Source organism: Streptomyces sp. NPDC030838, from assembly GCF_055572035.1.
Genome location: NZ_JBVIED010000018.1, coordinates 1 through 26,155, shown reverse-complemented (window position 1 = coordinate 26,155; position 26,155 = coordinate 1). Strand labels below are relative to the sequence as shown.

Below are 26,155 nucleotides of genomic sequence, written 5' to 3'. Positions count from 1 at the left end.
GGCCGTACAACAGTGCGATCACGAAATCAGATCCCGGGCCGGTACCGCAGCGGGTGATCCGCCGGCACCTCCACCAGCACGATCGGCGTCCCGTCCGGATCCGCGACCCACATCTCGATCAGCCCCCACGGCTCCCGTACCGGCGGCTGGACGATCTCCACCCCCTGGGCGCGCAGCTCGTCGTGGGCCGTGTCGACGTCGGCGACCTGGAGCCAGAGCCGTACGGCGGGGGAGGGCGGGATGTCGGAGCGGCCGGAGAGCTCCAGGAAGCCACCGCCGAGGAAGTAGACGGTGCCCCGCTCCGGACCGGTGCCGAACTCCCGGTAGACGGCGAGGCCCAGCTGCTCGCCGTAGAAGGTCCGGGACCGCTCGGGGTCCATGGGGCGCAGCAGGATCCGGCTGCCGAGTACATGCACCATGTGGCGGAGCCTAGTCGCGGAGTTACCCTCGTCCCTGCCCGAGCCGCGCCGAGAATCGGAGACGCACCGCATGGACACCGCGACCACCGGACTGACCTTCCGCGACGCCACGGACGCCGACGTCGACACGTTGGTGGCGCTGATCGAGTCGGCGTACCGCGGGGACGCCAGCCGGGCCGGGTGGACCACCGAGGCGGACATCCTCGAAGGGCAGCGGACGGATCCGGAGGGCGTGCTGGAGGTCATCAAGTCGCCGGACAGCCGGCTGCTGACGGTGGAGCGGGACGGCACCGTCGTCGCCTGCTGCCAGCTCGAACACCGCGGGGAGCACGCCTACTTCGGCATGTTCGCGGTCAGCCCGACGCTCCAGGGCGCCGGGCTCGGCAAGGTGGTCATCGCGGAGGCGGAGCGGCAGGCGCGCGAGGGCTGGGGCGTACGGGAGATGCACATGACGGTGATCTCCGTGCGCGAGGACCTGATCGCCTGGTACGAGCGGCGCGGCTACCGCCGTACGGGAAAGACGTCCCCCTTCCCGTACGGCGACGAGCGCTTCGGCATCCCGCAGCGCCCGGACCTCCGGTTCGAGCTGCTGGTCAAGCCGCTGGTGTGAGTCCCGCGGTCACGCGGTGAAGCGGCCGGTGCGCTTGATGTCCGGGTAGTCGGTGGTCGCGCCGTCCAGTTCCAGGGCCCGGACCAGCCGCAGGTGTGTCTGCGAGTTGACCACCCAGCCGATGATCCTCAGGTCGGCCGCGCGCGCGTGCTCGACGATCTCCAGGGTGAGGCGGCGGATGTTGAGGCAGACCGTCCGGGCACCGGCCCGCACCGCGCGGTCCACGATGTCCGTGTTGTAGCGGCTGGCGATCAGCGCGGTGCGTACGCCGGGCAGCAGCCGGGCCGTCTCCGCGATCGCCTCGTCGTGGAACGAGGACACCTCGATCCGCCCGGCCAGCTCCCGTTTCCGGATCACCTCCGCCAGCGCCCGCGCCGCCGCCACGTCCTTGATCTCCGCCTGGAGCGGGGTGCTCACCGCGTCCAGGACCTCCTCGAAGACCGGGACCCGCTCGCCGTCGCCCGCGTCCAGGGCGCGCAGTTCGGCGAGAGTCTTGTCGGCGATGGGGCCGCTGCCGTCGGTCGTGCGGTCCACCTCGGCGTCGTGCATGACGACCAGGGCGCCGTCCTTGCTCAGATGGAGATCGAGTTCGATGACGTCGAGGCCCGCCCGTTCGGCGGCGACGAAGGACCGCAGGGTGTTCTCGGGCTCGACACCCATGACTCCGCGATGACCGATGGTGAGGAAGTTCAAGGTTCGCTCGCTTCCCGTCGACGGACAGGCCCGCCAGCCTAGTGGGCTTGCCCCGGAAGGGAGCCGAACGTGCACGCCTCCTGCCGGAGCGTCCCATTCCGCCGCGTCCGGCAGGAAAAAGTTCGGTGACCATGGGGGGTGCGCAGGATAATTTCCCGAGCCTCCTCTTGCTGGAAGAAACCCCGTATGCATACGGTGTCCTTACGCAAGGTTCTCCAGTGGAGGATGGGACATGACGGAAATTCTTGTGCAGGTGGGTGCGGAGGGCCAGGTTCCTCCGGCGGCGAGGGTGGTGGAGCACCCGGCGTGGCCCGTGCTCAAGGATGCCGTGGAGCGGATCCGGCCATGGCAGTCCACGGACGGATCGATCGACTTCGAGGCCGAGGGCGCCCCGCGGCGCGCGGACGCCGAGGCCGCCGTACGGCAGGTCGCCGAGGCCGTCGAGACGCTGTCCCCGCTGCTCCCGCACGACGCCGCCTACCACGCGGCCCTGGTGAAGGACCTGCGCCGCTGGGCCGACGAGGGCTTCCAGGTGCCGGACTTCCTCGACTCGCTGCTGGCCTTCCAGCCCGCCGCCCACCGCGCGGACGGCCTCCAGCACCTGGTCGTCTTCCCGATGTACACGCAGAACGGCAACCCCGACCGCAACCTCGAAGCGGTCGTGCTGCGCATGGTCTGGCCGGAGTGGCTGGCCGAACTGGAGCGCACCCGCTACGACAACCCGCTGTTCTGCGGCATCAAGTTCGAGGACTTCACGGCCGGCTACGACACCAACTCCGCCGTCCTGTTCCCCGAGACCATCGCCGTGCGCGAGGCGCCGGAACGGTTCACCTGGGGCGGCATCTTCTGCGACCGCGAGGCCGCCCGCTTCCGCCGGGTGACCGCCGCGGCCGTCGACATCCTCGGCCTGGAGCTGCCCGAGGACATCGCCGCGATGGTCCACGACCAGAAGCGCTGCGAAGAGGCCTTCGTGCTCTGGGACATGGTCCACGACCGCACCCACAGCCACGGCGACCTGCCGTTCGACCCGTTCATGATCAAGCAGCGCCAGCCGTTCTGGATGTACGGCCTGGAGGAGCTGCGCTGCGACCTCACCGCCTTCAAGGAGGCCGTGAAGCTCGAGGCGGACGGCGTCCCGCAGGCCCGTGACGTGCAGTACGCCGTCCTCTTCGACCGGATGTTCCGCTTCCCGGTCACCGGCGACCGCAACCGCAACTACGACGGCCTCGGCGGCCAGCTGCTCTTCGCCTACCTGCACAAGCACGACGTGCTGCGCTGGACGGACAACAAGCTGTCCATCGACTGGAAGCGTGCCCCCGAGGTCACCAACCAGCTGTGCGCCGAGATCGAGAAGCTGTACCGCGACGGCATCGACCGCCCGAAGCTCGTGCACTGGTTCGCCGGCTACGAGCTGGTCTCCACCTACCTCGCCCCGCACCCCGGCTCCAAGTGGGCCAAGGGCCCGGACGCCCTGGATCTGACCCAGCCGCCGCGCAAGCTCGTGGATGACGTGCTTCCGGACGAGTTTCCGCTGAGCATGTTCTATGAGGCACTGTCCAAGAAGCTGAAGAATGTGATCGCGTCGACGCGCGGCATCACGGCGGACAGCGCCGAGCGGATCGCCGCGTGAGCGACCGCCGTACCGAGAACACTGCTCAGCAGGAGGCGAAGGACATGGGGAACGGGGCTCTCAGCGGTGCGGTGATCGCGGTCGCCGGTGCGGGCGGCCCCGCCGGGCGGGCGACGCTGCTGCGGCTGGCCGAGGCGGGCGCGACCGTCATCGGCTCGGACAACGACCCCGAGCGGCTCGCGTCGGCCGTGGACGCGGCCCGCTACGCGCACGGCGGCGCCACCGTCGTCGGGGACACGGTCGACCTGCTCGACCTGAACTCCACCCGCGACTGGGCCACCCGCATCGAGAAGGACTTCGGCCGGGTCGACGGCCTCGTCCACCTGGTCGGTGGCTGGCGCGGCAGCGAGACCTTCACCAAGACCAACCTGGACGACTGGGACCTGCTGGAGCTGCTGCTCATCCGCACCGTGCAGCACACCTCCCTCGCCTTCCACGAGGCGCTCCAGCGCAGCGACCGCGGCCGGTACGTGCTGATCAGCGCGGCCGGCGCCAGCAGCCCCACCGCGGGCAACGCCTCGTACGCCGCCGCCAAGGCCGCCGCCGAGGCGTGGACGCTGGCCCTGGCCGACTACTTCCGCAAGGCCGGGGGCGAGCAGGGGCCCACCTCGGCGGCTGCCATCCTGGTGGTGAAGGCGTTGGTGCACGACGCGATGCGCGCCGAGCGCCCCAACGCGAAGTTCGCGGGCTTCACGGACGTCAAGGACCTCGCCGAGGCCATCGCCGACGTCTGGGACAAGCCCGCCGCGGAAGTGAACGGAAACCGTCTGTGGCTGACCGAGAAGCCGTGAACCCCCCGAAGACCGACGCGCGTCGTCATCACGACCCGGAGGTCCGCGGTTTCGCCAGTGACAACTACGCCGGGGCCCACCCGGAGGTGCTCGCCGCCCTGGCCCTGGCCAACGGCGGGCACCAGGTCGCGTACGGCGAGGACGCGTACACCGAGAACCTCCAGCGGATCATCCGCAGCCACTTCGGGGCGACGGCGGAGGCGTTCCCGGTCTTCAACGGCACCGGCGCCAACGTCGTCGCGCTCCAGGCCGTCACCGACCGCTGGGGCGCGGTGATCTGCGCCGAGAGTGCCCACATCAACGTCGACGAGGGCGGCGCCCCCGAGCGGATGGCCGGTCTGAAGCTGCTCACCGTGCCCACCCCCGACGGCAAGCTCACCCCCGAGCTGATCGACCGGCAGGCCTGGGGCTGGGAGGACGAGCACCGCGCCATGCCGCAGGTCGTGTCCATCACCCAGAGCACCGAGCTGGGCACCCTCTACACCCCCGACGAGATCCGCGCGATCTGCGAGCACGCCCACGCACACGGCATGAAGGTGCACCTGGACGGCTCCCGGATAGCCAACGCCGCCGCCTCGCTGGACGTGCCGATGCGCACGTTCACCAACGCGGTCGGCGTCGACATCCTCTCGCTGGGCGGGACGAAGAACGGCGCGCTGTTCGGCGAAGCCGTCGTCGTCCTCAATCCGGACGCGGTCCGGAAGATGAAGCACCTGCGCAAGATGTCCATGCAGCTCGCCTCGAAGATGCGCTTCGTGTCCGTGCAGCTGGAGGCGCTGCTCGCCAAGGACCTGTGGCTGCGCAACGCCCGCCACGCCAACGAGATGGCCCAGCGGCTCGCCGAGGGCGTCCGGGCGGTGCACGGCGTGGAGATCCTCTACCCAGTGCAGGCCAACGGCGTCTTCGCCAAGCTCCCGCACGATGTGAGCGAGCGCCTGCAGAAGCGGTTCCGCTTCTACTTCTGGGACGAGGCGGCCGGTGTGGTGCGCTGGATGTGCGCCTTCGACACCACCGAGGAGGACGTGGACGCGTTCGTGGCGGCACTCAAGGAGGAGATGGCCCGCTGACGCCGTATGCATAGATATGCGGCCGCCTGGAAAGTAATTGACTGCCAGGTGGTCGCATACCTATGCTCTGCGGGCATGGAGCTGATCCAGCAGACCCCTGACCTGTCCGCCTATCTGGCCGCCGACGAGGTCATCGACCACCACCATCCGCTGGTGCGGGACACGGCCGCCCGCCTCGCCCGCGATGTCTCGGACTCGTATGAATATGCGCGAGCCGCCTTCGAATTCGTCCGTGACGCCATCCCGCACTCCCAGGACTCGGGCGACATGCGGGTCACCTGGCGGGCCTCCGACGTGCTGGAGCAGGGGACCGGCATCTGCTACGCCAAGGCCCACGCGCTCACCGCGCTGCTGCGCGCGGAGGACATCCCCACCGCGCTCTGCTACCAGAAGTTCGACGTGGTGCACGGCCTGGTCGCCGTCCGCTTCCACGGCGCCTGGCACCGCCAGGACCCCCGGGGCAATGTGGGCGGGATCGACGCCCGGTTCTCCCTCGACGGCGAACGGCTGGCTTTCGCGACCGATCCGAAGTCCAACGAGATGGACTATCCAGTCCTGTATGCTGTACCTCACCCGGCCGTCGTCAGCGCCCTGAAGGCCGCCACCGACCGGGAGCACCTGATGCAGACCCTCCCCACCGCACTCTGAGGCAAGGCGGACCATGACCCTCACGCTCACCGTGTCCGACGAGGTGCGCGCCCTCGCGCCCGGCTTCACCCACATCGCCGTCGAGGCGCACGGACTCGTGGGCGGGCCGAGCACGGAGGCGAGCGCGGCACTCCTCGACGACGCCGCCCGCCGGCTCGCCGTACGCCTCGACGGGCGCGCCCCGCACGAGGACCCGCATATGGCCGCCTGGCGCGAGGCCTACACGGCCTTCGGGGCCAAGCCCTCCCGCACCCGCAACTCGGCCGAGGCGCTGGCGAAGCGGGCCCTCTCGGACGCCGGGCTGCCCCGGATCAACCTCCTCGTCGACCTCTACAACGCCATCAGCGTCGCCCATCTGATCCCGGTCGGCGGCGAGGACATCGACCGTATCGAGGGCGGGATGCGCCTCGTCCGGGCCACCGGCGAGGAGGACTTCGTGACCGTCGCGGGCGGCGAGGAGGTCGTCGAACACCCCGACGCGGGCGAAGTGGTGTGGCGCGACGACCTCGGCGTGACCTGCCGCCGCTGGAACTGGCGCCAGGGCCCGCGCACCCGGCTCACCGAGGAGACCGTCTCCGGGATCTTCCTGCTGGAGAGCCTGGCGCCGATGCCGGTCGCCGACGTGGAGACGGCGGGCGCCGAACTCGCCGAGCTGCTGGAGAAGTTCAGCCCCGGCGCGCGGATCACCGTGCACGCCCCCGCCTGACGGGCACCCCGCCGCGCCGCCGGTCCGTCACGGTCGCCGGTGTCCCCGCCATGCGTGATGGGGGAGTGGCAGCGGAAGTCATGCGTGATGGGGAGTGGCAGCGGACGAAACCGAGGCGACCGGCGGGCTGTTCGACCGGCTGAAGCGGCACCGGCTGCTCACCTCCGCCGTCGCACTCGCCCCGCCGGCCATCGGCACGGCCGTCCCGCTGGTCCTCGCCGACTCCGGTGAGGGCCGGCCCCTCGCGGGGGTGCGGTCAGCGTGCCTCGGCCGCCCGGACCTGCTCCGCCGTCGGGGCGGTGCCGCCGAGGTGGGCGGGCAGCCACCAGGGGTCGTCGGTGTCCTTCGGGCGGACGGGGTAGGCGCGCTGCGCGGCCTCCAGCAGCTCCTGCACGCGCTCGCGCAGCTGCCGGGTGATCGCACCGGCGTACTTGTCGCGGGACGCCTCGATCGCCTCGCCCACCCGGATGGTGATGGGGGTGTGGCTGCGCTTGAAGTTGCGAGGGTGGCCCTTGGTCCAGAGCCGCTGGGTGCCCCACACGGCCATCGGGATCAGCGGCACGCCCGCCTCCTGCGCCAGGCGCGCGGCGCCCGACTTGAAGCTCTTCAGCGTGAACGACTCCGAGATGGTGGCCTCCGGGAAGACCCCGACGACCTCTCCGGAGCGCAGGGAGTCGAGGGCGTGCGCGTACGCCGCCTCACCCTGCTTGCGGTCCACGGGGATGTGCTTCATCCCGCGCATCAGCGGCCCGGACACCTTGTGCCGGAAGACGGACTCCTTGGCCATGAACCGCACCAGCCGCTTCTGGGGCAGCGCGGCCAGCCCGTTGAAGATGAAGTCCAGATAGCTGATGTGATTGCTCACCAGCACGGCGCCGCCCGACCGCGGGATGTTCTCCGAGCCCTGGCAGTCGATCTTGAGGTCCCACACCTTGAACATCGTGCGGGCGAGACCGATGACGGGGCGGTAGACGAGCTCTGCCATGGACGAGGTGGACCCTTCCTTCTCTGCCTGGGAAGGGACTCCCAGTGGAAAGTTACGCAGCCGTAGGTTTACGGCATCTCGCAGATCGTGCCCCAAGAACGAACGCGGAGCCAGTCCTGGTGCCCGTCCACGGCGAGATCCTCGTCACGTCGACCCCATGATCACCTGGGCTTTTACGCGCCCTTTACTCCGCGCGTACCGTGACGCGCCGCGCGAGCAGGTACATCTCGCGAGGACCGGAGATGCAGCGGGAGACTCCGGGGGCCGGGAATCTTTGCGGTCTTGTGAACGCTGCAGGACAGTGATGACCGGACGCGGCGAGCGTCCACGGAGTGCTGCGACGACGGCGGAGCGGGAGAGTGCGCGTGCGCGTGCGGGACGAGGAAAAGCGGCTCGATGCGGCCGAGTTGGGCGCGGCACTCGGCGAGCGCGCCACGCTGGTGCAGTTCTCCAGTGCGTTCTGCGCCCCCTGCCGGGCCACCCGGCGGGTCCTCGGCGAGGTGGCCGGCATGGTGCCGGGTGTCCGCCATGTGGAGGTCGACGCCGAGGCGCATCTGGACCTCGTCCGACGCCTGGACATCCTCAAGACGCCGACCGTGCTGGTGCTCGACGCCGACGGCCGGGTCGTCCGGCGGGCCACCGGCCAGCCGCGCAAGGCCGATGTGATCGCGGCGCTCGGCGAAGCCGTCTGAGACCGGCGTGACCCAGCTCCCAGAATCCGGTACGCACTTGACTGTGCATGCCAGCTATCGTCAGCCTGACCTTATGCCTTCGGAACTCCTTCTCTTCGGGCGGGCGCACATCGACCTCGCCCGCACCGCGAGCGCACGCTGTCCGGGCTGTTGAGCAGCCACGGACCCGCTCGCCCTCACCCTCAGAAGGCCAACCCCATGACGGCAACCCCTGATCTGGCCAGTCCCGATCTGATCGGCCCCGACCCAGCCACACCTCAGCTCGCCTCTCCCGACCTGCTCCGCGCCGTCTTCAGGCGGCACGCGGCCGGCGTCGCGGTGATCACCGCGCGAGGCGCATCCGGCCCGGTCGGCTTCACCGCCACCTCCCTCACCTCCGTCTCCGCGGATCCTCCTCTGCTCTCCTTCGGTATCGGCACCGGCGCCTCCAGCTGGCCCGCCGTCGCCGAGGCGGACCACGTGGGCGTCCACATACTCGGCGAGCACCAGCGGGAGCTGGCCGCCACCTTCGCCCGCAGCGGCGCCGACCGCTTCGGCTCGCCCACCGCGTGGCGCGAGGGTCCGGAGGGCGTTCCGGTCCTCGACGAGGTCCTGGCCTGGCTGGTGTGCCGGGTCCACGCGCGGGTGCCCGCCGGGGACCATCGCATCGTGCTCGCCGAGATCGTCGTCGGCGACGCCGGCGGCACCGGCCGTCCGCTGCTCTACCACCAGGGCCGGTTCACCGCGCTGCGTGATTGATCACGCACGGGTCGGCCTGCGAAGGCGTCCAGTTCCGGTTACGCTGCGTTGCGAAGGTCACAGTTCAAAGCGCTTGCTTAGCGGGCACGAACTGGGTGTACTGACGAGTAATATTTCGGCTGGGAGCGCAGGTCGCCCCGGTCGGGAGCGGCCACTTGGGGCGCCTATGCTGCCTGCAAGAGGCAGCCGAGAAATGTCGATGCAGTAGGAGAGCCGGCGTGAGCTTGAGGATCGTTGTCACTGTGAAGTACGTGCCCGACGCCACTGGCGACCGGCACTTCGCCGATGACCTGACCGTCGACCGTGACGACGTGGACGGTCTGCTCTCCGAACTGGACGAGTACGCGGTCGAGCAGGCGCTGCAGATCGCGGAGGACGCCGACGACGCCGAGGTCACCGTCCTGACGGTGGGCCCGGAGGACGCCAAGGACGCCCTGCGCAAGGCCCTCTCCATGGGTGCCGACAAGGCCATCCACGTCGAGGACGACGACCTGCACGGCACCGACGCCATCGGCACCTCCCTGGTCCTGGCCAAGGCCATCGAGAAGGCCGGCTACGACCTGGTCATCTCCGGCATGGCCTCCACCGACGGCACCATGGGTGTCGTACCGGCCCTGCTGGCCGAGCGCCTGGGCGTCCCGCAGGTCACCCTGCTGTCCGAGGTCTCCGTCGAGGACGGTGTCGTGAAGGGCCGCCGCGACGGCGACGCCGCGAGCGAGCAGCTGGAGGCGCAGCTTCCGGCGGTCGTGTCCGTCACCGACCAGTCGGGTGAGGCGCGTTACCCGTCCTTCAAGGGCATCATGGCCGCCAAGAAGAAGCCGGTGGAGTCCTGGGACCTGTCCGACCTGGACATCGAGGCCGAGGAGGTAGGTCTCGAGGGTGCCTACACCACGGTCGACTCCGCGGCCGAGCGCCCGGCCCGCACGGCCGGCACGATCGTCAAGGACGAGGGCGAGGGCGGCAAGCAGCTCGCTGAGTTCCTCGCGGGCCAGAAGTTCATCTGAGCCCGGCTTCGCTGACCGCCCCTCAACTTCGCAAGCAGGAGAGAAGAAGTCCCATGGCTGAAGTCCTCGTCTACGTCGACCACGTGGACGGTGCCGTCCGCAAGCCCACCCTGGAGCTGCTGACCCTGGCCCGCCGCATCGGCGAGCCGGTCGCCGTCGCGCTGGGCAACGGCGCCGCCGACACCGCCGCCACGCTCGCCGAGCACGGCGCGGTGAAGGTCCTCACCCACGACGCGTCCGAGTACGCCGAGTACCTGGTCGTGCCGAAGGTGGACGCCCTGCAGGCCGCCTACGAGGCTGTCTCCCCGGCCGCCGTGCTGGTCCCGTCCTCCGCCGAGGGCAAGGAGATCGCCGCGCGTCTGGCGCTGCGCATCGGCTCCGGCATCATCACCGACGCCGTCGACCTGGAGGCCGGCGACGAGGGTCCGGTCGCGACCCAGTCGGTGTTCGCCGCCGCCTTCACCACCAAGTCCCGTGTCACCAAGGGCACCCCGGTCATCACGGTCAAGCCGAACTCGGCCGCAGTCGAGGCCGCCCCGGCCGCCGGCGCGGTCGAGGCCCTGTCCGTGACCTTCTCCGAGAAGGCCACCGGCACGAAGATCACCGGCCGTACGCCGCGTGAGTCGACGGGCCGTCCGGAGCTGACCGAGGCCGCGATCGTGGTCTCCGGTGGCCGTGGTGTCAACGGCAAGGAGAACTTCGCGATCATCGAGGCCCTCGCCGACTCCCTCGGTGCGGCCGTCGGTGCCTCGCGTGCCGCGGTGGACGCGGGCTGGTACCCGCACACCAACCAGGTCGGCCAGACCGGCAAGTCGGTCTCGCCGCAGCTGTACATCGCCTCCGGTATCTCCGGCGCGATCCAGCACCGCGCGGGCATGCAGACCTCGAAGACGATCGTGGCCATCAACAAGGACCCCGAGGCCCCGATCTTCGAGCTGGTCGACTACGGCGTCGTCGGCGACCTGTTCGACGTCGTCCCGCAGCTCACCGAGGAGATCAAGGCTCGCAAGGGCTGATCCCGCACAGCGCCTCCGAGGCCCCCGTGACCGCCGACGGTCACGGGGGCCTCGTCTCGTCCCGGCCCGGCGCGCGGGAGGGGTGGCGAGGGCGGACCATGCTGCGGACGGGTGTTGACCAGCGGGAAGGCCCCCGGATAACTTCGTTCTACGGATTGTTGATTCCGTACAGCGGAAAACAGGAGGGTGTTGGGATGGGTCAGGGCCAGCAGGAGCAGGTGGCGACGAGCCTCGCGGGCGCCGTCGGCGAGGAGATCAGCGCCTCCCTCGCGCCGGTCGACGCCGCACTGGAGCGCCTCTACCCCGGAGACCCCGGCACCCGGCAGCCCGTCCACACGGTCTACGTACCCGGTGACGTCTTCGCCGCCGACACCATCCGCTCCTGGGGCGACCAGGCCCTCGCCGCCCTCGACGAGCACGCCCCGGACGCCGCCTCCTTCGCCGCCGTCCTCGGCCTGTCGGACGACCTCGCCGAGCCCGTCTACTCCCGCGTCCGCGCCAAGCTGGAGCGCGAGCCCATCGAGGACCTGCGCGTCGACTTCGAGGACGGCTACAAGGGCGCGGACGAGGACCGGGACGCGGCCCGCGCCGCCCGCCTCATCGCCGAGGCGTACGCGAACGGCACCGCCGCCCCGTACATGGGCATCCGTATGAAGTGCATGGAGGCGGCCGTCCGCGACCGCGGCATCCGCACCCTCGACATCTTCCTCACCGGCCTGACGCGGGCCGGCGGACTGCCCGACGGGCTGGTCCTCACCCTGCCCAAGGTCACCTACCCGGAGCAGGTCACCGCCATGGTCCGGCTCCTCGAGGCCTTCGAGAAGGCGCACGGCCTGGAGCCCGGCCGGATCGGCTTCGAGATCCAGATCGAGACCAGCCAGTCCATCCTCGCCGCCGACGGCACCGCCACCGTCGCCCGCATGATCCAGGCCGCCGAGGGCCGGGCCACCGGCCTGCACTACGGCACCTTCGACTACAGCGCCTGCCTGGGCGTCTCCGCCGCCTACCAGGCCAGCGACCACCCCGCGGCCGACCACGCCAAGGCGATCATGCAGGTCGCGGCGGCGGGTACCGGCGTACGGGTGTCGGACGGCTCGACCAACGTCCTCCCGGTCGGCCCCACCGAGAAGGTCCACGACGCGTGGCGGCTGCACTACGGGCTCACCCGCCGTGCCCTGGCCCGCGCCTACTACCAGGGCTGGGATATGCACCCCGGCCACATCCCCACCCGCTACGCGGCCGTCTTCGCCTTCTACCGCGAGGGCTTCGAACAGGCCGCCGCCCGCCTCGCCCGCTACGCCAACCACACCGACGGCGACGTCATGGACGAGCCCGCCACCGCCAAGGCGCTCAGCGGCTACCTCCTGCGCGGCCTGGACTGCGGCGCCCTCGACATCGCGGAGGTCGCCAAGCTCACCGGGCTGACCCGGGCCGACCTCGAGGGCTTCGCCGCGCCCCGGCGAGGCGACCTGACGGCCTCCGCCCAGTAGCGACCGGGTCACGGCGGCCCCACCGGCCTACCGCTGTCACTCCTGCCCCGTACCCTGTACGCCACGCAATGACGTGTCACAGGGAACGGGGCAGCGGTGTCTTCGGGGGAGTACGGGGAGCACGGGGAGTACGGACAGCCGGACGGGGTCGGTCGGCTGCTGGCCGGGCGGTATCGGGTGACGGACCGGCTCGGGCGCGGCGGCATGGGCGTCGTCTGGAGAGCCGTCGACGAGGTGCTGGGCCGCGAGGTCGCCGTCAAGGAACTGCGCACCTACACCGACACCGCGGGTCCCGAACTGGCCGATCTGCGGCTGCGGATGCAGCGCGAGGCCCGCGCCGCCGCCCGGGTCCGCCACCCCGGGGTCGTCGCCGTGCACGACATCGCCGAGGTCGACGGCCGCCCGCTGATCGTCATGGAACTGGTCGACGGACCGTCCCTGGACGATGTGCTGCGCGAGCGCGGCACGCTCGACGCACGCGAGGCCGCCGGAATCGGCGCCAAGGTCATGGACGCCCTGGCCGCCGCCCACCGCGCCGGTGTCCTGCACCGCGACGTCAAGCCCGGCAACATCCTCCTCGACCGCTCCGGCCGCGTGGTCCTGACCGACTTCGGCATCGCCACCATGGACGACCCCGGGGACGGCTCCGCCACCCACCTGACCCGCAGCGGCGAGATCGTCGGCTCCCTCGACTACCTGGCCCCCGAACGCGCCCAGGGCGCCGAACCGGGCCCCGCCTCCGACGTCTGGGCCCTCGGCGCCACCCTCTACGCCGCCGTGGAGGGTGCCTCGCCGTTTCGCCGTACGTCGACGTACTCCACGCTCACGGCGATCGTGGCCGAACCCCTCCCGGAACCCCGCCGCGCCGGACCGCTCGCCCCAGTACTGCGGCAACTGATGGACAAGCACCCGGACTCCCGTCCCGACGCCGAACGGGGGCGCGACCTCCTGGAGGCCGTCGCCCAGGCCCCGGACAGGGACGTCCCCACGGCACCGCTCCACAGCGGTCCCGCCGACGGCCCGCCGCGCGTACAGACCGAACGCGCGGTCCCTTCCGTCCCACCGGGCTTCGGACCGCCGCAGGCCATAGCGGGGGAGCGGGGCTTCAACGCGCCCGAGGGTCAGGGCTTCGCCGCCCGTGACGGGCAGGGCTTCGCCGCTGACGGACCGCAGGCACACGCCGCCGGCGGAGGACCGGGCCACGGCACCCCCGGACACGGGCTCCCCGGCGCCCCGGGCGGGCAGGGATACGGCCCGACAGGCCCCGTCGGTGCACCCGGCGCCCCGGGGACATCCGGCGCGCCGGCCGTCACCGGCCCCATACCGCCCGGCACCCCGCCCCGTCGCAAGGGTCGTGCCCTGCTCGCCGCCGCGGCCGTCACCGCCGTCCTCGTCGCGACCGGCGTCACCGTCGCCCTCCTCGGTGACTCGTCCGGCGATCCGCAGGCGAGCGCACGCACCACCGCGCCCGTCGACTCCTCCGCGACCGGCACACCCTCGGCGACCGGCCGTGCCGACGCCTCCCGTTCGGCCGAACCCACGCCGTCCGGGCAGCGGGACGGCGCGGAGACGACCCCGGACGCGACCCGGAGCACCGGACGGACGACGGACCCCACGACCGAGGCCCCGTCCCGCGCGCCGTCCCCGACCCGCACCGCGGCCGGCGGCAGCGGCGGCGGTTCCGGCGACGGCGGCACGACCGGCGGAGGCGGTGCCACCGCACCCGCACCCTCCTGCCAGCCCATCGGCGGCGGCAAGTACAACTGCCAGGTCTGGCGCACCGCCACGTCCTACACCGCCTCCGGCGCCGAGGCGGGCGTCCTCAACGCGGGCACCAACTACTTCTACTGCCAGCAGAACCTGGGCCGCCGGGAGACCTACGGCGAGTGGACCAACGTCTGGTGGGCCAAGACCGACGACGACAGCGGCAACACGGGCGTGTACGTCAGCGACGTCTACATCGAGGGCGGCGACAACGACGCCCCGGTGCCCGGACTTCCGGTCTGCTGAGGCCGTACGTACCGCTCCAGACCGGACACCGTCACCAGCTTCTGTTCGGCGAACAGCCGGGTCCCCCGCTCGCACAGCCGCCGGTCGGCCCGCGCCCGCGCGGAGAACTCCTCCGGCGTCACCCCGAACAGCTCCCGTAACCGGGGCAGGGTGACGAGGAGTTCGCCGAGCAGGGTGTGCTGCCGGCCGGGATGCCGGCGCGGGGCGCCCGTGCCGTTGTGCAGGACTCCGCGCCGGTTCACATACGCGTACGCGCCCGGTAGCGTCGTGCCGTCCGCCAGGTCGATGCGCACCTCGGGAGCGGGCAGCCAGGCCCGCCTGAAGTTGCCGTCCGGCACCGGCACGCCCTCGCTGGCGTCGATGACCGCGAGCTGCTCGGCGTCCAGCCAGATGACGAACAGCTCCCGGACCACGCCGGGCGCCGCGAACGGGGACGCGGACACATAGCCCATGCGGCTCACATGCGCGGAGACGCCCACGTCGAGGCCGGTCACCCGGGTCTTCACCATGGGCACGGGCGAGTCGATGCCGAACTCGTCCATCTTGTGGCGCAGTTGGCCGGGGCAGGCGTTGGAGCCGACGGCCAGGACGGGGACGCGGTCCTGGTACACCAGCCGGTCCAGGGGTAACAGCCGGTCCCCGGTGAGGAGTCCGGACTCCTCGGGCCAGGCCCCTGGGTAGGTCAGCGGGTGGTCGCGCGGCGCGACGGCGAGGCCGAGCGCGCGCAGCGAACAGTCGTCAAGGTCACGGTGGTCAACCATTGGTCCCTTGGTCGGCCGGGGGCAGCTCGCCCGAGCCGCGCGTGATCAGCCGGGTCGGCAGCTCGATCCGCTCCGGGACGACCAGGGAGCCGTCCAGCTGGCGGAACAGCCGCTCGGCGGCGGTACGGCCGAGCGCGGCCGCGTCCTGGGCGACGACCGTGACACCCGGCTGGAGCAGATCGGCGAGCTCGATGTCGTCGAAGCCGACCAGCGCGACCCGGCGGCCGTGCTCGGCCAGCACCCGGATCACCGTGACGGTCACCCGGTTGTTGCCCGCGAAGACCGCGGTGACGGGCGCGGGGCCGGAGAGCATCTCCTCGGCGGCCCGGCGCACCCGCGCCGGGTCGGTGACGCCGAGGGATATCCAGGAGTCCTCGACCGGTATGCCCGCGTCCTCCATGGCGGCGCGGTAGCCGCGCAGTCGCTCCGCGGCGGTGTGGATGCGGGGCATGTCACCGATGAAGCCGATCCGCCGGTGCCCGTGCGCGATCAGATGGGCCACGCCGTCGCGGGCGCCGCCGTAGTTGTCGGACAGCACCACGTCGGCGTCGATCTTCCCGGCCGGCCGGTCCACGAAGACGGTGGCGACGCCCGCCCGGAGCTCCGGCTCCAGATACCGGTGGTCGTCACCGGCCGGGATCACCACCAGCCCGTCCACCCGCCGGGCGCACAGCGCCAGCACCAGCTCCTGCTCGCGGTCCGGGTCCTCCGCGCTGGATCCGTTGATCAGCAGGGCGCCGTGGGCGCGGGCCACCTCCTCGACCGCGCGGCTCAGCGGGCCGTAGAACGGGTCGGCGAGGTCCTCCAGGACCAGGCCGATGCTGGCGGTGCGGCCCTTGCGCAGCACCCGTGCGCTGTCGTTGCGGCGGAAGCCCAGCGCCGCTATGGCCTCCTGGACCCGCTGCTCGGTCTCCGGGGTCACGCCCGGTTCGCCGTTGACGACCCGGGAGACCGTCTTCAGCCCGACCCCGGCGCGCGCCGCGACGTCCTTCATGGTGGGCCGGTTGCCGTAGCGGTTCCCGGGGAGACGGTCGGCGGCTCGGCGGATGGTCTCGGGCACGGTGCGGTGTCCTGTCCTGTGATCCACGGGGTGCGTCGGTCCATGGGGTGGTGTGAGGATGTGGCGTCGAGCATAGAGCCTGGACAACGTTGTCATGCCCAGGAGACACTGTCCACCGCACACTCCGGACCCGCGCCCCACCGCAGGACCGGCCGGACCGTCTCCCCTGGTCGACGGGGAGAACACACCTGGTTGACGGGGAGATCCGACTCTGATGCACACCGACCTCGTGGCCGCGCTCGACATCGGCGGCACCAAGATCGCAGGCGCGCTGGTGGACGGCGGCGGCCGGATCGTGGTGCGGGCGCAGCGCCCGACGCCCGCACAGGAGGACGGCGACACCGTGATGCGGGCCGTCGAGGACGTCCTCGCCGAGCTGGCCGCCGTGCCGCTGTGGAGCAGGGCGGTCGCCGTCGGCATCGGCAGCGCGGGTCCGGTCGACGCCTCCGCGGGCACCGTGAGCCCGGTGAACGTGCCCGGCTGGCGCGGCTATCCGCTGGTCGAGCGGGTCCGCGCGGCGACCGGCGGGCTGCCGGTCGAGCTGATCGGCGACGGCGTGGCGATCACCGCCGCCGAGCACTGGCAGGGCGCCGCGCGCGGGCACGCCAACGCGCTGTGCATGGTGGTGTCCACGGGCGTCGGCGGCGGCCTGGTCCTGAACGGGCGGCTGCACCCCGGCCCGACCGGCAACGCGGGCCACATCGGTCACATCAGCGTGGACCTCGACGGCGACCCGTGCCCGTGCGGAGCACGCGGCTGTGTGGAGCGCATCGCGAGCGGCCCGAACATCGCCCGGCGCGCCCTGGAGAACGGCTGGCGGCCCGGCTTGGACGGCGACACCTCCGCCGCCGCGGTGGCCGCCGCGGCCCGGGCCGGGGATCCGGTCGCCGTGGCCTCCTTCGAGCGGGCCGCCCAGGCGCTGGCGGCCGGGATCGCGGCCACCGCGACCCTCGTCGAGATCGACATCGCGGTGATCGGCGGCGGTGTGGCCAACGCGGGCGACGTCCTCTTCGCACCGCTGCGCAAGTCGCTCACCGACTACGCCACCCTCTCCTTCGTCCGGCAGCTCACCGTGGCCCCGGCGCAGATGGGCACGGACGCGGGCCTGGTGGGCGCGGCCGCCGCGGTGCTGACCCGGCGCACGGACGCCGCGGCGGCGGGGGTGTGACGGAGCGGAAACGTTCGGCCGTCGCCACCTCCTGCCGGCCCGGGCGTGACCTCGGCCCGGCTTCGCAGTTGAACGGGGCATGAAGAAGCGCAGCATGCTCGCCATCGCCTCCCTCGCCGCCGGATTCGTCGTCGCGGCGGTCACCCCGTCGCACGCGCTCGGGGAACAGCTGTCCGACCTCAACGTGGGCGACACGGTCAGCAGCCTCGACCCGGTCCTCGCCACCGACAGCCTGGACACGTCAGATGACGACACGTCCGGCGAGCAGGAGAAGTAACCGAGCCGCTCAGGCCCGGCGGGCGCCGGTTCCCCGTGCCACGGGGACCGGCGCCTTCCGTTTGTGCCCCCTCAACGGGGGTTGGTTTCCGTGGCAGGGTGGAGCGGGCAAGCCACAGGGGGCCAACAGAAGAGGGGGAAACGTGACCGTCGTCTGGATCAACGGCACGTTCGGTGCGGGGAAGACCACCACCGCACGAGAACTGATCGAACTGATCCCGAACAGCACGCTCTTCGACCCCGAGGTCATCGGCGGCGCACTCGCACAGCTGCTGCCGGCCAAACACCTCGCCGAGGTCGGCGACTTCCAGGATCTGCCGATCTGGCGCCGGCTCGTCATCGACACCGCGGCCGCGATGCTCGCCGAACTCGGCGGCACCCTCGTGGTCCCCATGACCCTGCTCCGCCAGGAGTACCGCGACGAGATCTTCGGCGGGCTCGCCGCCCGCCGGATCACCGTCCGCCATGTGCTGCTCGCCCCGGCCGAAACGATACTGCGGGAGCGAATAGCCCAGCGCGAGGTCCCCCCGGACCTGCCCGACGGCGAGATGCGGATACGGCAGTGGTCCTACGACCACATCGAGCCGTACCACGCCGCCCTCGCCTCCTGGCTCACCGCCGACGCCCATCTCATCGACAACGGCACCCTCACCCCGTACGAGACCGCCGTCCGCATCGCGGAGGCCGTCGCCTCGGGCGCCGTACCCGTCTGCGAGATCGTGCAGACCCCCGAACCCACCGCCGAGACGCTGGCCGCCGGCGTCCTCCTCTTCGACGAGCAGGACCGCGTGCTGCTCGTCGACCCCACCTACAAGCCCGGCTGGGAGTTCCCCGGCGGCGTCGTGGAACCCGGCGAGGCGCCCGCCCGGGCCGGGATGCGCGAGGTCGCCGAGGAGACCGGCATCCGCCTGGAGGACGTACCGCGCCTGCTCGTCGCCGACTGGGAACCGCCCGCACCCCCCGGCTACGGCGGTCTGCGCCTCCTCTTCGACGGCGGACGGCTCGACTCCGCAGAGACCGGCCAGGTCCTGCTGCCCGGACCCGAACTGCGCGCCTGGCGCTTCGTCACCGAACAGGAGGCCGCCGGCCTGCTGCCCCCCGTACGCTACGAACGGCTGCGCTGGGCCCTGCGGGCCCGGGAACGGGGAGCCGCGCTGTACCTGGAGGCGGGCGTTCCGGTCGAGGACCGGCAGGTTGAGAGCTAGGCGACTCCTCCGCCGCCTCCCTGAGCGCCGCTCCGGACCGTCCGACCAGCGGATCACCGTGCCGTTCACCGGGGACTCGGCGACCGTGTCCCCGGTGAACAGCACGCCGTGCCGAAGGAGATGAAGGGCAGAACCGCGATCCCGCGTCAGCTCGCCGCGTAGTTGCGCAGGAACAGCGCCTCCGCCACCGACAGCCGCTCCAGCTCCTCCGGCGACACGCTCTCGTTCACCGCGTGGATCTGCGCCTCGGGCTCGCTCAGGCCGATGAGCAGGATCTCCGCGTTCGGGTAGAGCGCCGCGAGGGTGTTGCACAGCGGGATCGAGCCGCCCTGGCCCGCGTACTGCATCTCCTCGCCCGGGTACGCCACCGCCATCGCGTCGGCCATCGCCTGGTACGCGGGGCTGGTGGTGTCGGCGCGGAACGCCTGGCCCTGGCCGATCTGTTCCGTGCTCACCCGCGCGCCCCACGGGGTGTGCGCCTCCAGGTGTGCCTGGAGCAGCTTGGTCGCCTCGGCGGCGTCCACGCCCGGCGGCACCCGCAGGCTCACCAGCGCCCGGGCGCTCGCCTGCACCGACGGGGTCGCGCCGACCACCGGCGGGCAGTCGATGCCCAGCACGGTGACCGCGGGCCGCGCCCAGATCCGGTCGGCGACCGTACCGGAACCGATCAGCCGCACGCCGTCCAGCACCTTGGCGTCCTTGCGGAACTGCTCCTCGGCGTACTGCAGACCGTCCCACGACGCCTCACCGGTCAGCCCGTCCACCGTCGTCGAGCCGTCCTCGGCGCGCAGCGAGTCCAGGACGCGGATCAGCGCGGCCAGCGCGTCGGGGGCGGCGCCGCCGAACTGGCCCGAGTGCAGGTTGCCCGCCAGGGTGTCGATCCGCACGCGGACCAGCGTCATCCCGCGCAGCGTGGAGGTGACCGTCGGCAGACCCACGCGGAAGTTGCCCGCGTCGCCGATCACGATCGTGTCGGCCTCCAGCAGCTCCGGGTGCGCCTCGGCGTACCGCTCCAGGCCGCCCGTCCCCATCTCCTCGGAGCCCTCGGCTATCACCTTGACGTGCACCGGCACACCGCCGTTCGCCTTCAGGGCGCGCAGGGCCAGCAGGTGCATGATCACGCCGCCCTTGCAGTCGGCGGCCCCGCGGCCGTACCAGCGGCCATCGCGCTCGGTCAGCTCGAACGGCGGGGTGGTCCAGGCGGCCTCGTCGAGCGGCGGCTGGACGTCGTAGTGCGCGTAGAGCAGGACCGTCTTCGCGCCCTCGGGGCCGGGCAGGTAGCCGTACACCGACTGGGTGCCGTCCGGGGTGTCGAGCAGGGCCACGTCCTGGAAGCCCTCGGCGGTCAGCGCGTCGGCGACCCAGCGCGCGGCGCCCTCGCTCTCGCTCTTCGGGAACTGGTCGAAGTCCGCCACCGATTTAAAGGCCACCAGCTCGGTGAGCTCCGCCTTCGCCCTGGGCATCAGCGAGGCGACGGTCTCGGCGACCGGATTCGACGACATGGGCACGCTCCTTGTGGGTGCGACGTTGGTACGGGTGTGAGTACCGCCGATCCTCCCACAGCGGCCCTCGGTGATCTCCGCCGTAGGATGCGAGGGACAGATGCGGCGGCGGATCGGGAGCGGCAGACCATCGTGAGCAGCGAGAACTCTTCGGCGGACGACGTGCGGCAGGTGTGGGACGTCGTCGTGGTGGGCGCGGGGCCCGCGGGGGCCTCGGCCGCCTACGCGGCGGCGGTCGCGGGACGGCGCGTGCTGTTGCTGGAGAAGGCGGAGCTGCCCCGCTACAAGACCTGCGGCGGCGGCATCATCGGCCCCTCCCGCGACGCTCTGCCGCCCGGCTTCGAGCTGCCCTTCAAGGACCGCGTCCACGCGGTGACCTTCTCCCACAACGGACGCTTCGCCCGCACCCGGCGCTCCAAGCAGATGCTGTTCGGGCTGATCAACCGGCCGGAGTTCGACCAGCAGCTGGTCGAGCACGCCCAGAAGGCGGGCGCCGAACTGCGCACCGGCGTCACCGTGCAGCGGGTCGAGCAGCACGGGGCCGCGGTGCCGGACCGGCGCACGGTCGCCGTGGTGCTCCAGGGCGGCGAGACCCTGCTGGCGCGGGCCGTGGTCGGCGCCGACGGCAGCGCCAGCCGCATAGGGGCACACGTCGGGGTGAAGCTCGGACAGGTGGACCTTGGCCTGGAGGCGGAGATCCCGGTGCCGGAAACGGTCGCCGAGGACTGGAAGGGGCGCGTCCTCATCGACTGGGGGCCGATCCCGGGCAGTTACGGCTGGGTCTTCCCGAAGGGCGACACGCTCACCGTCGGCGTGATCTCGGCGCGTGGCGAAGGCGCCGCCACGAAGCGCTATCTGGAGGACTTCATCGGCCGGCTCGGCCTCGCGGGCTTCGAACCGAGCATCTCCTCCGGGCACTTGACCCGCTGCCGCGCCGACGACTCGCCGCTGTCGCGCGGGCGGGTGCTGGTGTGCGGGGACGCGGCGGGGCTGCTGGAGCCGTGGACCCGGGAGGGCATCTCGTTCGCGCTGCGCTCGGGGCGGCTCGCGGGGGAGTGGGCGGTGCGCATCGCCGAGGCGCACGACGCCGTGGACACCCGTCGGCAGGCCCTGAACTACGCGTTCGCCGTCAAGGCGGGGCTGGGCGTGGAGATGGCCGTCGGCAAGCGGCTGCTCCAGGCGTTCGAGCGGCGGCCCGGCCTGTTCCACGCGGCGCTGACCGGTCTCCGGCCGGCCTGGCGGGCGTTCATGGACATCACGCGCGGGTCGACGTCCCTGGGCGAGATCGTCCGCACCCGCCCGATCGCCCAGCGCGCCCTGACCGCGCTGGACCGCCGGTCGCCGGCCGAGGCCGGGGCGGGGGCCGGAGCCGAGGCCGAGGTCAGCCCGTCGTCCTGACCGACGTGATCTCGATACGGAAGACGGGGTGGTCGGGGGCGATACGGCGCAGCTCGGCGTCGGGGGAGTCCGGGCCGACGCCGTCGAAGAACACGCCCACCTCGGCCTTCCACCGCTTGAGGTAGGCGCGCAGGAGCGGCGGCTTGTCGTCGTCGGCGACCTCGGTCGCGGTGAAGACGTCGACGTTCCTGCCCAGCCGCAGCTCGCCGCCGCCGGCCGCGCGCATGTTGTGCGTCCACTGGACGTGGCCGCGGGGCGCGAGGAGGTACTGCCGGCCGTCGACGGTCAGCAGGTTGACCGGGGTGGTCCGCCACTGGCCGCTCTTGCGGCCGCGGACCGCGAGGACGCGGGAGCCCCAGATGCTGATGCCGCGGCGGGTCAGCCAGGCGACGGCGCGGTTGAAGACGTGGACGGTGAGCCAGCCGGGCTTTTTGACGTGGGTGGACATGGGGCTCCCCCGGGGAGTGGCGTGTGAGCCGTGCATTGTGAGCACTGCTCTCGGTTGAGAGCAGTGTGCACGAGAGCGGCGATCCGAAGCAAGAGCAGTGCTCACACTTGTGTGCACTGCTCCGAAAACATGGAAGACTTCCCCGCATGAGCACCAGCACCCCGCGCGGCGCCCGCGCCCGAGCCAGGATCGAAGTCACCGAGGCCATCAAGGACGAGGCCCGCCGGCAGCTCGCGGTCGACGGCGCCGCCAAACTCTCCCTGCGCGCGGTCGCCCGCGAACTCGGCATGGTCTCCTCCGCGCTCTACCGCTACTTCCCCAGCCGCGACGACCTGCTGACCGCGCTCATCATCGACGCCTACGACTCCCTCGGCGAGGCCGCCGAGGCCGCGCACGACGCGGTCGCCGACGCGGGACCGGTACGGCGCTGGACGGCCGTGTGCGAGGCGGTGCGCGCGTGGGCGCTGGTGCACCCCCACGAGTACGCCCTGATCTACGGATCGCCCGTGCCCGGCTACACCGCCCCGCAGGCCACGGTCCCGCCCGCCGCCCGCGTCGGGCACCTCCTGATCCGCATCGTGCGCGACGCCCACCAGGGCAAGGGCGTCGCCAAGACCCCGCTGCCCGCCGGACTCCGCACGGAAGCCGAGCGCATCGCCGCGGACCTCGCCCCCGATCTGCCGCCCGAGGTGGTGGCGATGCTCGTCGCGGCCTGGGCGCAGCTGTACGGGCTGGTGGGCTTCGAGGTCTTCGGCCAGTTCAACCGGATCGTCGAGGACCGCGAGCCGTTCTTCCGCCACGCGGTGGCTCAGCTGGCCCACTCCGTGGGCCTGGTCCACGCGTAGTCCGGCGACTGGCGCCGAAGCGGTTTTCTGCGGGGCGGGCTGGGCTCCTCAGGACGCCGCGACCGCGGCCCCCGGCACCACCTCCGGATCCTGCCGCAGGATCCGCGCGTGCAGGGACCGCAGTGCGGGCCCCGGATCGGTGCCCAGGGCCTCGGCGAGGCGGTGACGGGCGGCCTCGTAGGCGGTGAGGGCGTCGGAAGGGCGGCCGGTGCGGCACATCGCCAGCATCAGGAGTTCGACGAGGCGTTCGCGCAGCGGGTGCGCGGCGACGAGGCGGACGAGTTCGTGGACGTACTCGAAGGACCGGCCCAGTGCGATCTCGCCGCTCAGCCGCGCCTCCAGCACGGTGAGGCGCTTTTCCGCCCAGCGCAGGCGCTCCGCCGCCAGATACGGCGCCTGAAGCCCCTCGGCGAACTCGCCCCGCCACAACTCCTCCGCGCGCCGGGCGAGTTCCACCGCCCGCTCCACCCGGCCCGCGTCCCGCGCGGCACGGGCCGCGTCGACCAGGGCGCGGCGCTCCCGCAGGTCGTCGACGTCCGCGCCGGTCAGCCGGTACCCGGCGCCCGACTGGCCGGCCGCGCCAACTGGTGGGCACCGCGCCCGCTGCGCCGGGTCCGGCTGAAGGAGGACGGCGGGACCCGAGCGGACGTACCTCGTGAGGAGTACGTGTGATCACCTCCCGCGGGTGACGCCGACTACCTGGGCTCGGGTCTAGCGTGGCGGTCATGGAGGAGCAGCGCGTACGGCCGGGCGGGCCGCCGATGTGGTGGCGGCACGGGCCGCCGTGGTGGGACCGCGCCGAGCAGGAGGGGCGGCCGGCCCGGTGGCCGTGGCGCTCGACTGTGCTGCTCACCGTCTTCGTGCTGGTCGGCTCGAACTTCGCCGAGCGGGCCCAGGAGGGCGAGCGGGCGGCCCTCGATCCGTTCGCGCGGGTGCTGCTGCTCCTGGCGGCGGGGCAGCTGCTGTGGCGGCACCGGTATCCGCGGGCCGTGGTGTTCGGGACGGCGGCGACGGTTGCGGTCTACCTGGGCGCCGGATATCCGTACGGGCCGGTCCTGCTGACGGTCGCCGTCGCCTGCTTCAGCGCGGTCGTCACGGGGCACCGCCGGGCTGCCTGGGCGGCGCTGGGGACGCTGTGGGCCGCGCACATGCTGGTCGCGCACTGGCTCTACCGGTGGCTGCCGCCCTCCGGGGACGAGCCCGCCTCCTGGGGGCAGGAGGTGGTGGTCGCCACCTGGGTGGTGGCGATCGTGGCGCTCGCGGAGCTGGCCCGCGCCCGGCGCGAGCAGTGGACGCGGGAGCGGGCCGAGCGGGCCCAGGCGGCGCGGCGGCGCGCCGACGAGGAGCGGCTGCGGATCGCCCGCGAGCTGCACGACGTCCTCGCGCACAGCCTCTCCGTGATCAATGTGCAGGCGGGCGTCGGACTCGCCCTGCTCGACACCGACCCCGAGCAGGCGCGCACCGCGCTCACCACCATCAGGGGCGCCAGCAAGGAGGCGCTGGGCGAGGTCCGCCAGGTGCTCGACACCCTGCGCACCCCCGGGGACGCGCCGCGAGCCCCCGCCCCCGGCCTCGGCCGGCTGCCCGAGCTGGTGGAGGCGGCGGCGGACGCGGGCCTCACGGTCCGGGTCGAGGGCACGGCCCCGCGGCTGCCGCCGGCCACGGACCTCGCCGCCTTCCGGATCGTCCAGGAGGCGCTGACGAATGTCGTACGGCACTCCGGTTCCCGGCATGCGCGCGTGCGGCTCGCCCGGGAGGGCGGTGCGCTGCGGCTGCGGATCGACGACGACGGCCCGGCGACCGGCGCCGACGCGGGCGGCAGCGGCAACGGGCTGGCCGGGATGCGGGAGCGGGCCGCCGCGCTGGGTGGCACCATCGAGGCGGGCCCGCGCCCCGACGGAGGGTTCCGGGTGGACGCCGTACTGCCGCTGTCGCCGCCGTATCGCGAGGAGGAGGGCCGGTGATCCGTGTACTGCTCGCCGACGATCAGCACCTGGTGCGGGCCGGTTTCCGGGCGCTGCTCGACGCCCAGCCCGACATCGAGGTCGTCGCGGAGGCCGCCGACGGCGAGGAGGCGCTGCGCGCGGTCCGCGAACTGCGCCCCGACGTCGTCCTGATGGACATCCGGATGCCCGTGCTCGACGGCCTGGCCGCGACCCGCCGGATCACCGAGGATCCGGGGCCGGCGGATGTGAAGGTGGTCATGCTTACCACGTTCGAGCTGGACGAGTACGTCTTCGAGGCGATCCGCGCGGGCGCCTCCGGCTTCCTGGTGAAGGACACGGAACCGGACGAACTGCTGCGCGCGGTCCGCGCGGTGGTCGCGGGCGACGCCCTGCTCTCCCCGGGAGTGACCCGACGGCTGATCGCCGAGTTCGCCGCCCGCTCCAAGGAGCCCGCGGCGGCCGGCGCGCTGACCGCGCTCACCGAGCGGGAGCGGGAGGTGATGGCCCTGGTCGGCATCGGCCTGTCCAACGAGGAGATCGCCCGCCGCCTGGTCGTCAGCCCGCTCACCGCCAAGACGCATGTGAGCCGCACGATGGTGAAGCTCGGCGCCCGCGACCGGGCCCAACTCGTCGTGCTGGCCTACGAGTCCGGGTTGGTACGGCCGGGCTGGCTGGGCTGAGGGGCGGTCCGGAAGCGGACCAGCACCGCGATCACGCGTGCCAGGAACAGCACCGGCGCGATCACCTGGCCGGTGCGCAGCAGCAGGGTCTCCACGGTGTCCGGCAGCGAGAAGAGCCACACCGGCCCGGCCACCGCCCCGAAGACCACCGCCGCCGCGAAGGCCGCGCTGCACAGCGCGTACCCGATCTCGACGGTCATCGCATCCCGTGCGGCCTGGTCACGCCGTCCCCCGTGTTTCGTCATGACGGCGATTCTCACAGCCGCGGGGGGGGGGGGGGGGGGGGGGGGGGGGGGGGGGGGGGGGGGGGGGGGAGGGGGGGGGAGAGGGGGGGGGGGGGGGGGGGGTGTCCCGCGGGGGGGGGGTG

28 protein-coding genes are annotated in these 26,155 nt (G+C 72.4%); 19 read left to right on the top strand and 9 right to left on the bottom strand.

From position 1 onward, the window contains the following. Positions 1-26: 26 nt before the first annotated feature. On the bottom strand, positions 27-419 hold the full coding sequence (locus tag ACZ42A_RS34410; protein ID WP_468531249.1) for a VOC family protein: 393 nt from the start codon (positions 417-419) through the stop codon (positions 27-29). Positions 420-489: 70 nt separating this feature from the next. Here ACZ42A_RS34410 and ACZ42A_RS34405 point away from each other — a divergent pair, with 70 nt between their 5' ends. Continuing rightward, positions 490-1,029, top strand: coding sequence for a GNAT family N-acetyltransferase (locus ACZ42A_RS34405; protein ID WP_468531248.1), 540 nt, complete (start codon positions 490-492; stop codon positions 1,027-1,029). Positions 1,030-1,038: 9 nt separating this feature from the next. On the opposite strand, the gene ACZ42A_RS34400 is transcribed toward ACZ42A_RS34405, so the two are convergent. Continuing rightward, positions 1,039-1,722 carry a glycerophosphodiester phosphodiesterase gene (locus ACZ42A_RS34400; protein WP_468531247.1) on the bottom strand — a complete coding sequence of 228 codons (684 nt, stop codon included), beginning with the start codon at positions 1,720-1,722 and terminating at the stop codon, positions 1,039-1,041. Positions 1,723-1,954: 232 nt separating this feature from the next. On the opposite strand from ACZ42A_RS34400, the gene ACZ42A_RS34395 reads away from it, so the two are divergent. From ACZ42A_RS34395 to ACZ42A_RS34375, 5 genes are all read left to right on the top strand, one after another. Next, positions 1,955-3,352: a DUF6421 family protein gene (locus ACZ42A_RS34395; protein WP_468531246.1), complete on the top strand. Its 1,398-nt coding sequence runs from the start codon at positions 1,955-1,957 to the stop codon at positions 3,350-3,352. A gap of 44 nt (positions 3,353-3,396) precedes the next feature. Next, a complete protein-coding gene (locus ACZ42A_RS34390; protein ID WP_468531436.1) occupies positions 3,397-4,143 on the top strand; it encodes an SDR family NAD(P)-dependent oxidoreductase in 747 nt (248 codons plus the stop codon). Further along, positions 4,140-5,210, top strand: a complete 1,071-nt coding sequence (locus ACZ42A_RS34385; RefSeq protein ID WP_468531245.1) for a threonine aldolase family protein — start codon at positions 4,140-4,142, stop codon at positions 5,208-5,210. Before ACZ42A_RS34390 ends, ACZ42A_RS34385 begins: the two co-directional genes overlap by 4 nt. A gap of 75 nt (positions 5,211-5,285) precedes the next feature. Next, positions 5,286-5,858, top strand: coding sequence for a transglutaminase-like domain-containing protein (locus ACZ42A_RS34380; protein ID WP_468531244.1), 573 nt, complete (start codon positions 5,286-5,288; stop codon positions 5,856-5,858). 13 nt (positions 5,859-5,871) lie between these two features. Beyond that, positions 5,872-6,564 carry a B3/B4 domain-containing protein gene (locus tag ACZ42A_RS34375; protein ID WP_468531243.1) on the top strand — a complete coding sequence of 231 codons (693 nt, stop codon included), beginning with the start codon at positions 5,872-5,874 and terminating at the stop codon, positions 6,562-6,564. Positions 6,565-6,820: 256 nt separating this feature from the next. Here the strand turns inward: ACZ42A_RS34375 and ACZ42A_RS34370 are convergent, their stop codons facing one another. After that, the gene (locus tag ACZ42A_RS34370; RefSeq protein ID WP_468531242.1) at positions 6,821-7,549 is read right to left on the bottom strand and encodes a lysophospholipid acyltransferase family protein; all 729 of its coding nucleotides are present in this window, start codon (positions 7,547-7,549) and stop codon (positions 6,821-6,823) included. Between the two features lie 332 nt (positions 7,550-7,881). Between ACZ42A_RS34370 and ACZ42A_RS34365 the strand changes: the two genes are divergently transcribed. The 6 genes from ACZ42A_RS34365 (at position 7,882) to ACZ42A_RS34340 (ending at position 14,499) form a co-directional block, all read left to right on the top strand. After that, positions 7,882-8,241: a thioredoxin family protein gene (locus ACZ42A_RS34365; RefSeq protein WP_468531241.1), complete on the top strand. Its 360-nt coding sequence runs from the start codon at positions 7,882-7,884 to the stop codon at positions 8,239-8,241. Positions 8,242-8,439: 198 nt separating this feature from the next. Beyond that, complete coding sequence (locus ACZ42A_RS34360; RefSeq protein WP_468531240.1) at positions 8,440-8,979, top strand: flavin reductase family protein; 540 nt, start codon at positions 8,440-8,442, stop codon at positions 8,977-8,979. 218 nt (positions 8,980-9,197) lie between these two features. After that, positions 9,198-9,983: an electron transfer flavoprotein subunit beta/FixA family protein gene (locus ACZ42A_RS34355; RefSeq protein WP_468531239.1), complete on the top strand. Its 786-nt coding sequence runs from the start codon at positions 9,198-9,200 to the stop codon at positions 9,981-9,983. A gap of 53 nt (positions 9,984-10,036) precedes the next feature. Continuing rightward, a complete protein-coding gene (locus ACZ42A_RS34350; RefSeq protein ID WP_468531238.1) occupies positions 10,037-10,999 on the top strand; it encodes an electron transfer flavoprotein subunit alpha/FixB family protein in 963 nt (320 codons plus the stop codon). A gap of 194 nt (positions 11,000-11,193) precedes the next feature. Beyond that, positions 11,194-12,489 carry a DUF6986 family protein gene (locus ACZ42A_RS34345; RefSeq protein ID WP_468531237.1) on the top strand — a complete coding sequence of 432 codons (1,296 nt, stop codon included), beginning with the start codon at positions 11,194-11,196 and terminating at the stop codon, positions 12,487-12,489. Between the two features lie 96 nt (positions 12,490-12,585). Next, positions 12,586-14,499, top strand: coding sequence for a serine/threonine-protein kinase (locus ACZ42A_RS34340; protein ID WP_468531236.1), 1,914 nt, complete (start codon positions 12,586-12,588; stop codon positions 14,497-14,499). On the opposite strand, the gene ACZ42A_RS34335 is transcribed toward ACZ42A_RS34340, so the two are convergent. Together ACZ42A_RS34335 and ACZ42A_RS34330 are read right to left on the bottom strand one after the other, a co-directional pair. After that, the gene (locus ACZ42A_RS34335; RefSeq protein ID WP_468531235.1) at positions 14,445-15,260 is read right to left on the bottom strand and encodes a hypothetical protein; all 816 of its coding nucleotides are present in this window, start codon (positions 15,258-15,260) and stop codon (positions 14,445-14,447) included. The genes ACZ42A_RS34340 and ACZ42A_RS34335 overlap by 55 nt on opposite strands. Then, positions 15,253-16,347 (bottom strand): LacI family DNA-binding transcriptional regulator, encoded by a 1,095-nt coding sequence (locus tag ACZ42A_RS34330; RefSeq protein ID WP_468531234.1) that lies wholly within the window; start codon positions 16,345-16,347, stop codon positions 15,253-15,255. The genes ACZ42A_RS34335 and ACZ42A_RS34330 overlap by 8 nt, the downstream gene beginning before the upstream one ends. A 187-nt stretch (positions 16,348-16,534) precedes the next feature. Here ACZ42A_RS34330 and ACZ42A_RS34325 point away from each other — a divergent pair, with 187 nt between their 5' ends. The 3 genes from ACZ42A_RS34325 (at position 16,535) to ACZ42A_RS34315 (ending at position 18,969) form a co-directional block, all read left to right on the top strand. After that, positions 16,535-17,488 (top strand): ROK family protein, encoded by a 954-nt coding sequence (locus tag ACZ42A_RS34325; protein ID WP_468531233.1) that lies wholly within the window; start codon positions 16,535-16,537, stop codon positions 17,486-17,488. 79 nt (positions 17,489-17,567) lie between these two features. Next, a complete protein-coding gene (locus ACZ42A_RS34320) occupies positions 17,568-17,765 on the top strand; it encodes a hypothetical protein (RefSeq protein WP_468531232.1) in 198 nt (65 codons plus the stop codon). Positions 17,766-17,907: 142 nt separating this feature from the next. Then, positions 17,908-18,969 (top strand): NUDIX hydrolase, encoded by a 1,062-nt coding sequence (locus ACZ42A_RS34315; RefSeq protein ID WP_468531231.1) that lies wholly within the window; start codon positions 17,908-17,910, stop codon positions 18,967-18,969. 146 nt (positions 18,970-19,115) lie between these two features. Here ACZ42A_RS34315 and ACZ42A_RS34310 read toward each other — a convergent pair whose 3' ends face one another. Next, positions 19,116-20,471 carry a M20/M25/M40 family metallo-hydrolase gene (locus tag ACZ42A_RS34310; RefSeq protein ID WP_468531230.1) on the bottom strand — a complete coding sequence of 452 codons (1,356 nt, stop codon included), beginning with the start codon at positions 20,469-20,471 and terminating at the stop codon, positions 19,116-19,118. Between the two features lie 132 nt (positions 20,472-20,603). On the opposite strand from ACZ42A_RS34310, the gene ACZ42A_RS34305 reads away from it, so the two are divergent. Continuing rightward, entirely contained in the window at positions 20,604-21,869 is a 1,266-nt protein-coding gene (locus ACZ42A_RS34305; protein WP_468531229.1) for a geranylgeranyl reductase family protein, read from the top strand. Here ACZ42A_RS34305 and ACZ42A_RS34300 read toward each other — a convergent pair. Further along, a complete protein-coding gene (locus tag ACZ42A_RS34300) occupies positions 21,853-22,317 on the bottom strand; it encodes a nitroreductase family deazaflavin-dependent oxidoreductase (protein ID WP_468531228.1) in 465 nt (154 codons plus the stop codon). The genes ACZ42A_RS34305 and ACZ42A_RS34300 overlap by 17 nt on opposite strands. 146 nt (positions 22,318-22,463) lie before the next feature. Between ACZ42A_RS34300 and ACZ42A_RS34295 the strand changes: the two genes are divergently transcribed. Beyond that, positions 22,464-23,162 (top strand): TetR/AcrR family transcriptional regulator, encoded by a 699-nt coding sequence (locus ACZ42A_RS34295; RefSeq protein WP_468531227.1) that lies wholly within the window; start codon positions 22,464-22,466, stop codon positions 23,160-23,162. 48 nt (positions 23,163-23,210) lie between these two features. Here ACZ42A_RS34295 and ACZ42A_RS34290 read toward each other — a convergent pair whose 3' ends face one another. Beyond that, positions 23,211-23,687, bottom strand: coding sequence for an AfsR/SARP family transcriptional regulator (locus ACZ42A_RS34290; RefSeq protein ID WP_468531435.1), 477 nt, complete (start codon positions 23,685-23,687; stop codon positions 23,211-23,213). Between the two features lie 200 nt (positions 23,688-23,887). On the opposite strand from ACZ42A_RS34290, the gene ACZ42A_RS34285 reads away from it, so the two are divergent. Beyond that, complete coding sequence (locus ACZ42A_RS34285) at positions 23,888-25,126, top strand: sensor histidine kinase (protein ID WP_468531226.1); 1,239 nt, start codon at positions 23,888-23,890, stop codon at positions 25,124-25,126. Beyond that, a complete protein-coding gene (locus ACZ42A_RS34280; protein ID WP_468531225.1) occupies positions 25,123-25,788 on the top strand; it encodes a response regulator transcription factor in 666 nt (221 codons plus the stop codon). The genes ACZ42A_RS34285 and ACZ42A_RS34280 overlap by 4 nt, the downstream gene beginning before the upstream one ends. On the opposite strand, the gene ACZ42A_RS34275 is transcribed toward ACZ42A_RS34280, so the two are convergent. Beyond that, positions 25,749-26,033 carry a DUF6332 family protein gene (locus ACZ42A_RS34275; RefSeq protein ID WP_468531224.1) on the bottom strand — a complete coding sequence of 95 codons (285 nt, stop codon included), beginning with the start codon at positions 26,031-26,033 and terminating at the stop codon, positions 25,749-25,751. The genes ACZ42A_RS34280 and ACZ42A_RS34275 overlap by 40 nt on opposite strands. Positions 26,034-26,155: the final 122 nt, after the last annotated feature.

Coding starts and splice junctions, on each gene's coding strand:
- ACZ42A_RS34410 (WP_468531249.1), bottom strand. CDS start 419: ATGGTGCATGTACTCGGCAGCCGGATCCTGCTGCGCCCCATGGACCCC.
- ACZ42A_RS34405 (WP_468531248.1), top strand. CDS start 490: ATGGACACCGCGACCACCGGACTGACCTTCCGCGACGCCACGGACGCC.
- ACZ42A_RS34395 (WP_468531246.1), top strand. CDS start 1,955: ATGACGGAAATTCTTGTGCAGGTGGGTGCGGAGGGCCAGGTTCCTCCG.
- ACZ42A_RS34390 (WP_468531436.1), top strand. CDS start 3,397: ATGGGGAACGGGGCTCTCAGCGGTGCGGTGATCGCGGTCGCCGGTGCG.
- ACZ42A_RS34380 (WP_468531244.1), top strand. CDS start 5,286: ATGGAGCTGATCCAGCAGACCCCTGACCTGTCCGCCTATCTGGCCGCC.
- ACZ42A_RS34375 (WP_468531243.1), top strand. CDS start 5,872: ATGACCCTCACGCTCACCGTGTCCGACGAGGTGCGCGCCCTCGCGCCC.
- ACZ42A_RS34370 (WP_468531242.1), bottom strand. CDS start 7,549: ATGGCAGAGCTCGTCTACCGCCCCGTCATCGGTCTCGCCCGCACGATG.
- ACZ42A_RS34360 (WP_468531240.1), top strand. CDS start 8,440: ATGACGGCAACCCCTGATCTGGCCAGTCCCGATCTGATCGGCCCCGAC.
- ACZ42A_RS34350 (WP_468531238.1), top strand. CDS start 10,037: ATGGCTGAAGTCCTCGTCTACGTCGACCACGTGGACGGTGCCGTCCGC.
- ACZ42A_RS34345 (WP_468531237.1), top strand. CDS start 11,194: ATGGGTCAGGGCCAGCAGGAGCAGGTGGCGACGAGCCTCGCGGGCGCC.
- ACZ42A_RS34335 (WP_468531235.1), bottom strand. CDS start 15,260: ATGGTTGACCACCGTGACCTTGACGACTGTTCGCTGCGCGCGCTCGGC.
- ACZ42A_RS34325 (WP_468531233.1), top strand. CDS start 16,535: ATGCACACCGACCTCGTGGCCGCGCTCGACATCGGCGGCACCAAGATC.
- ACZ42A_RS34320 (WP_468531232.1), top strand. CDS start 17,568: ATGAAGAAGCGCAGCATGCTCGCCATCGCCTCCCTCGCCGCCGGATTC.
- ACZ42A_RS34310 (WP_468531230.1), bottom strand. CDS start 20,471: ATGTCGTCGAATCCGGTCGCCGAGACCGTCGCCTCGCTGATGCCCAGG.
- ACZ42A_RS34300 (WP_468531228.1), bottom strand. CDS start 22,317: ATGTCCACCCACGTCAAAAAGCCCGGCTGGCTCACCGTCCACGTCTTC.
- ACZ42A_RS34295 (WP_468531227.1), top strand. CDS start 22,464: ATGAGCACCAGCACCCCGCGCGGCGCCCGCGCCCGAGCCAGGATCGAA.
- ACZ42A_RS34285 (WP_468531226.1), top strand. CDS start 23,888: ATGGAGGAGCAGCGCGTACGGCCGGGCGGGCCGCCGATGTGGTGGCGG.
- ACZ42A_RS34275 (WP_468531224.1), bottom strand. CDS start 26,033: ATGACGAAACACGGGGGACGGCGTGACCAGGCCGCACGGGATGCGATG.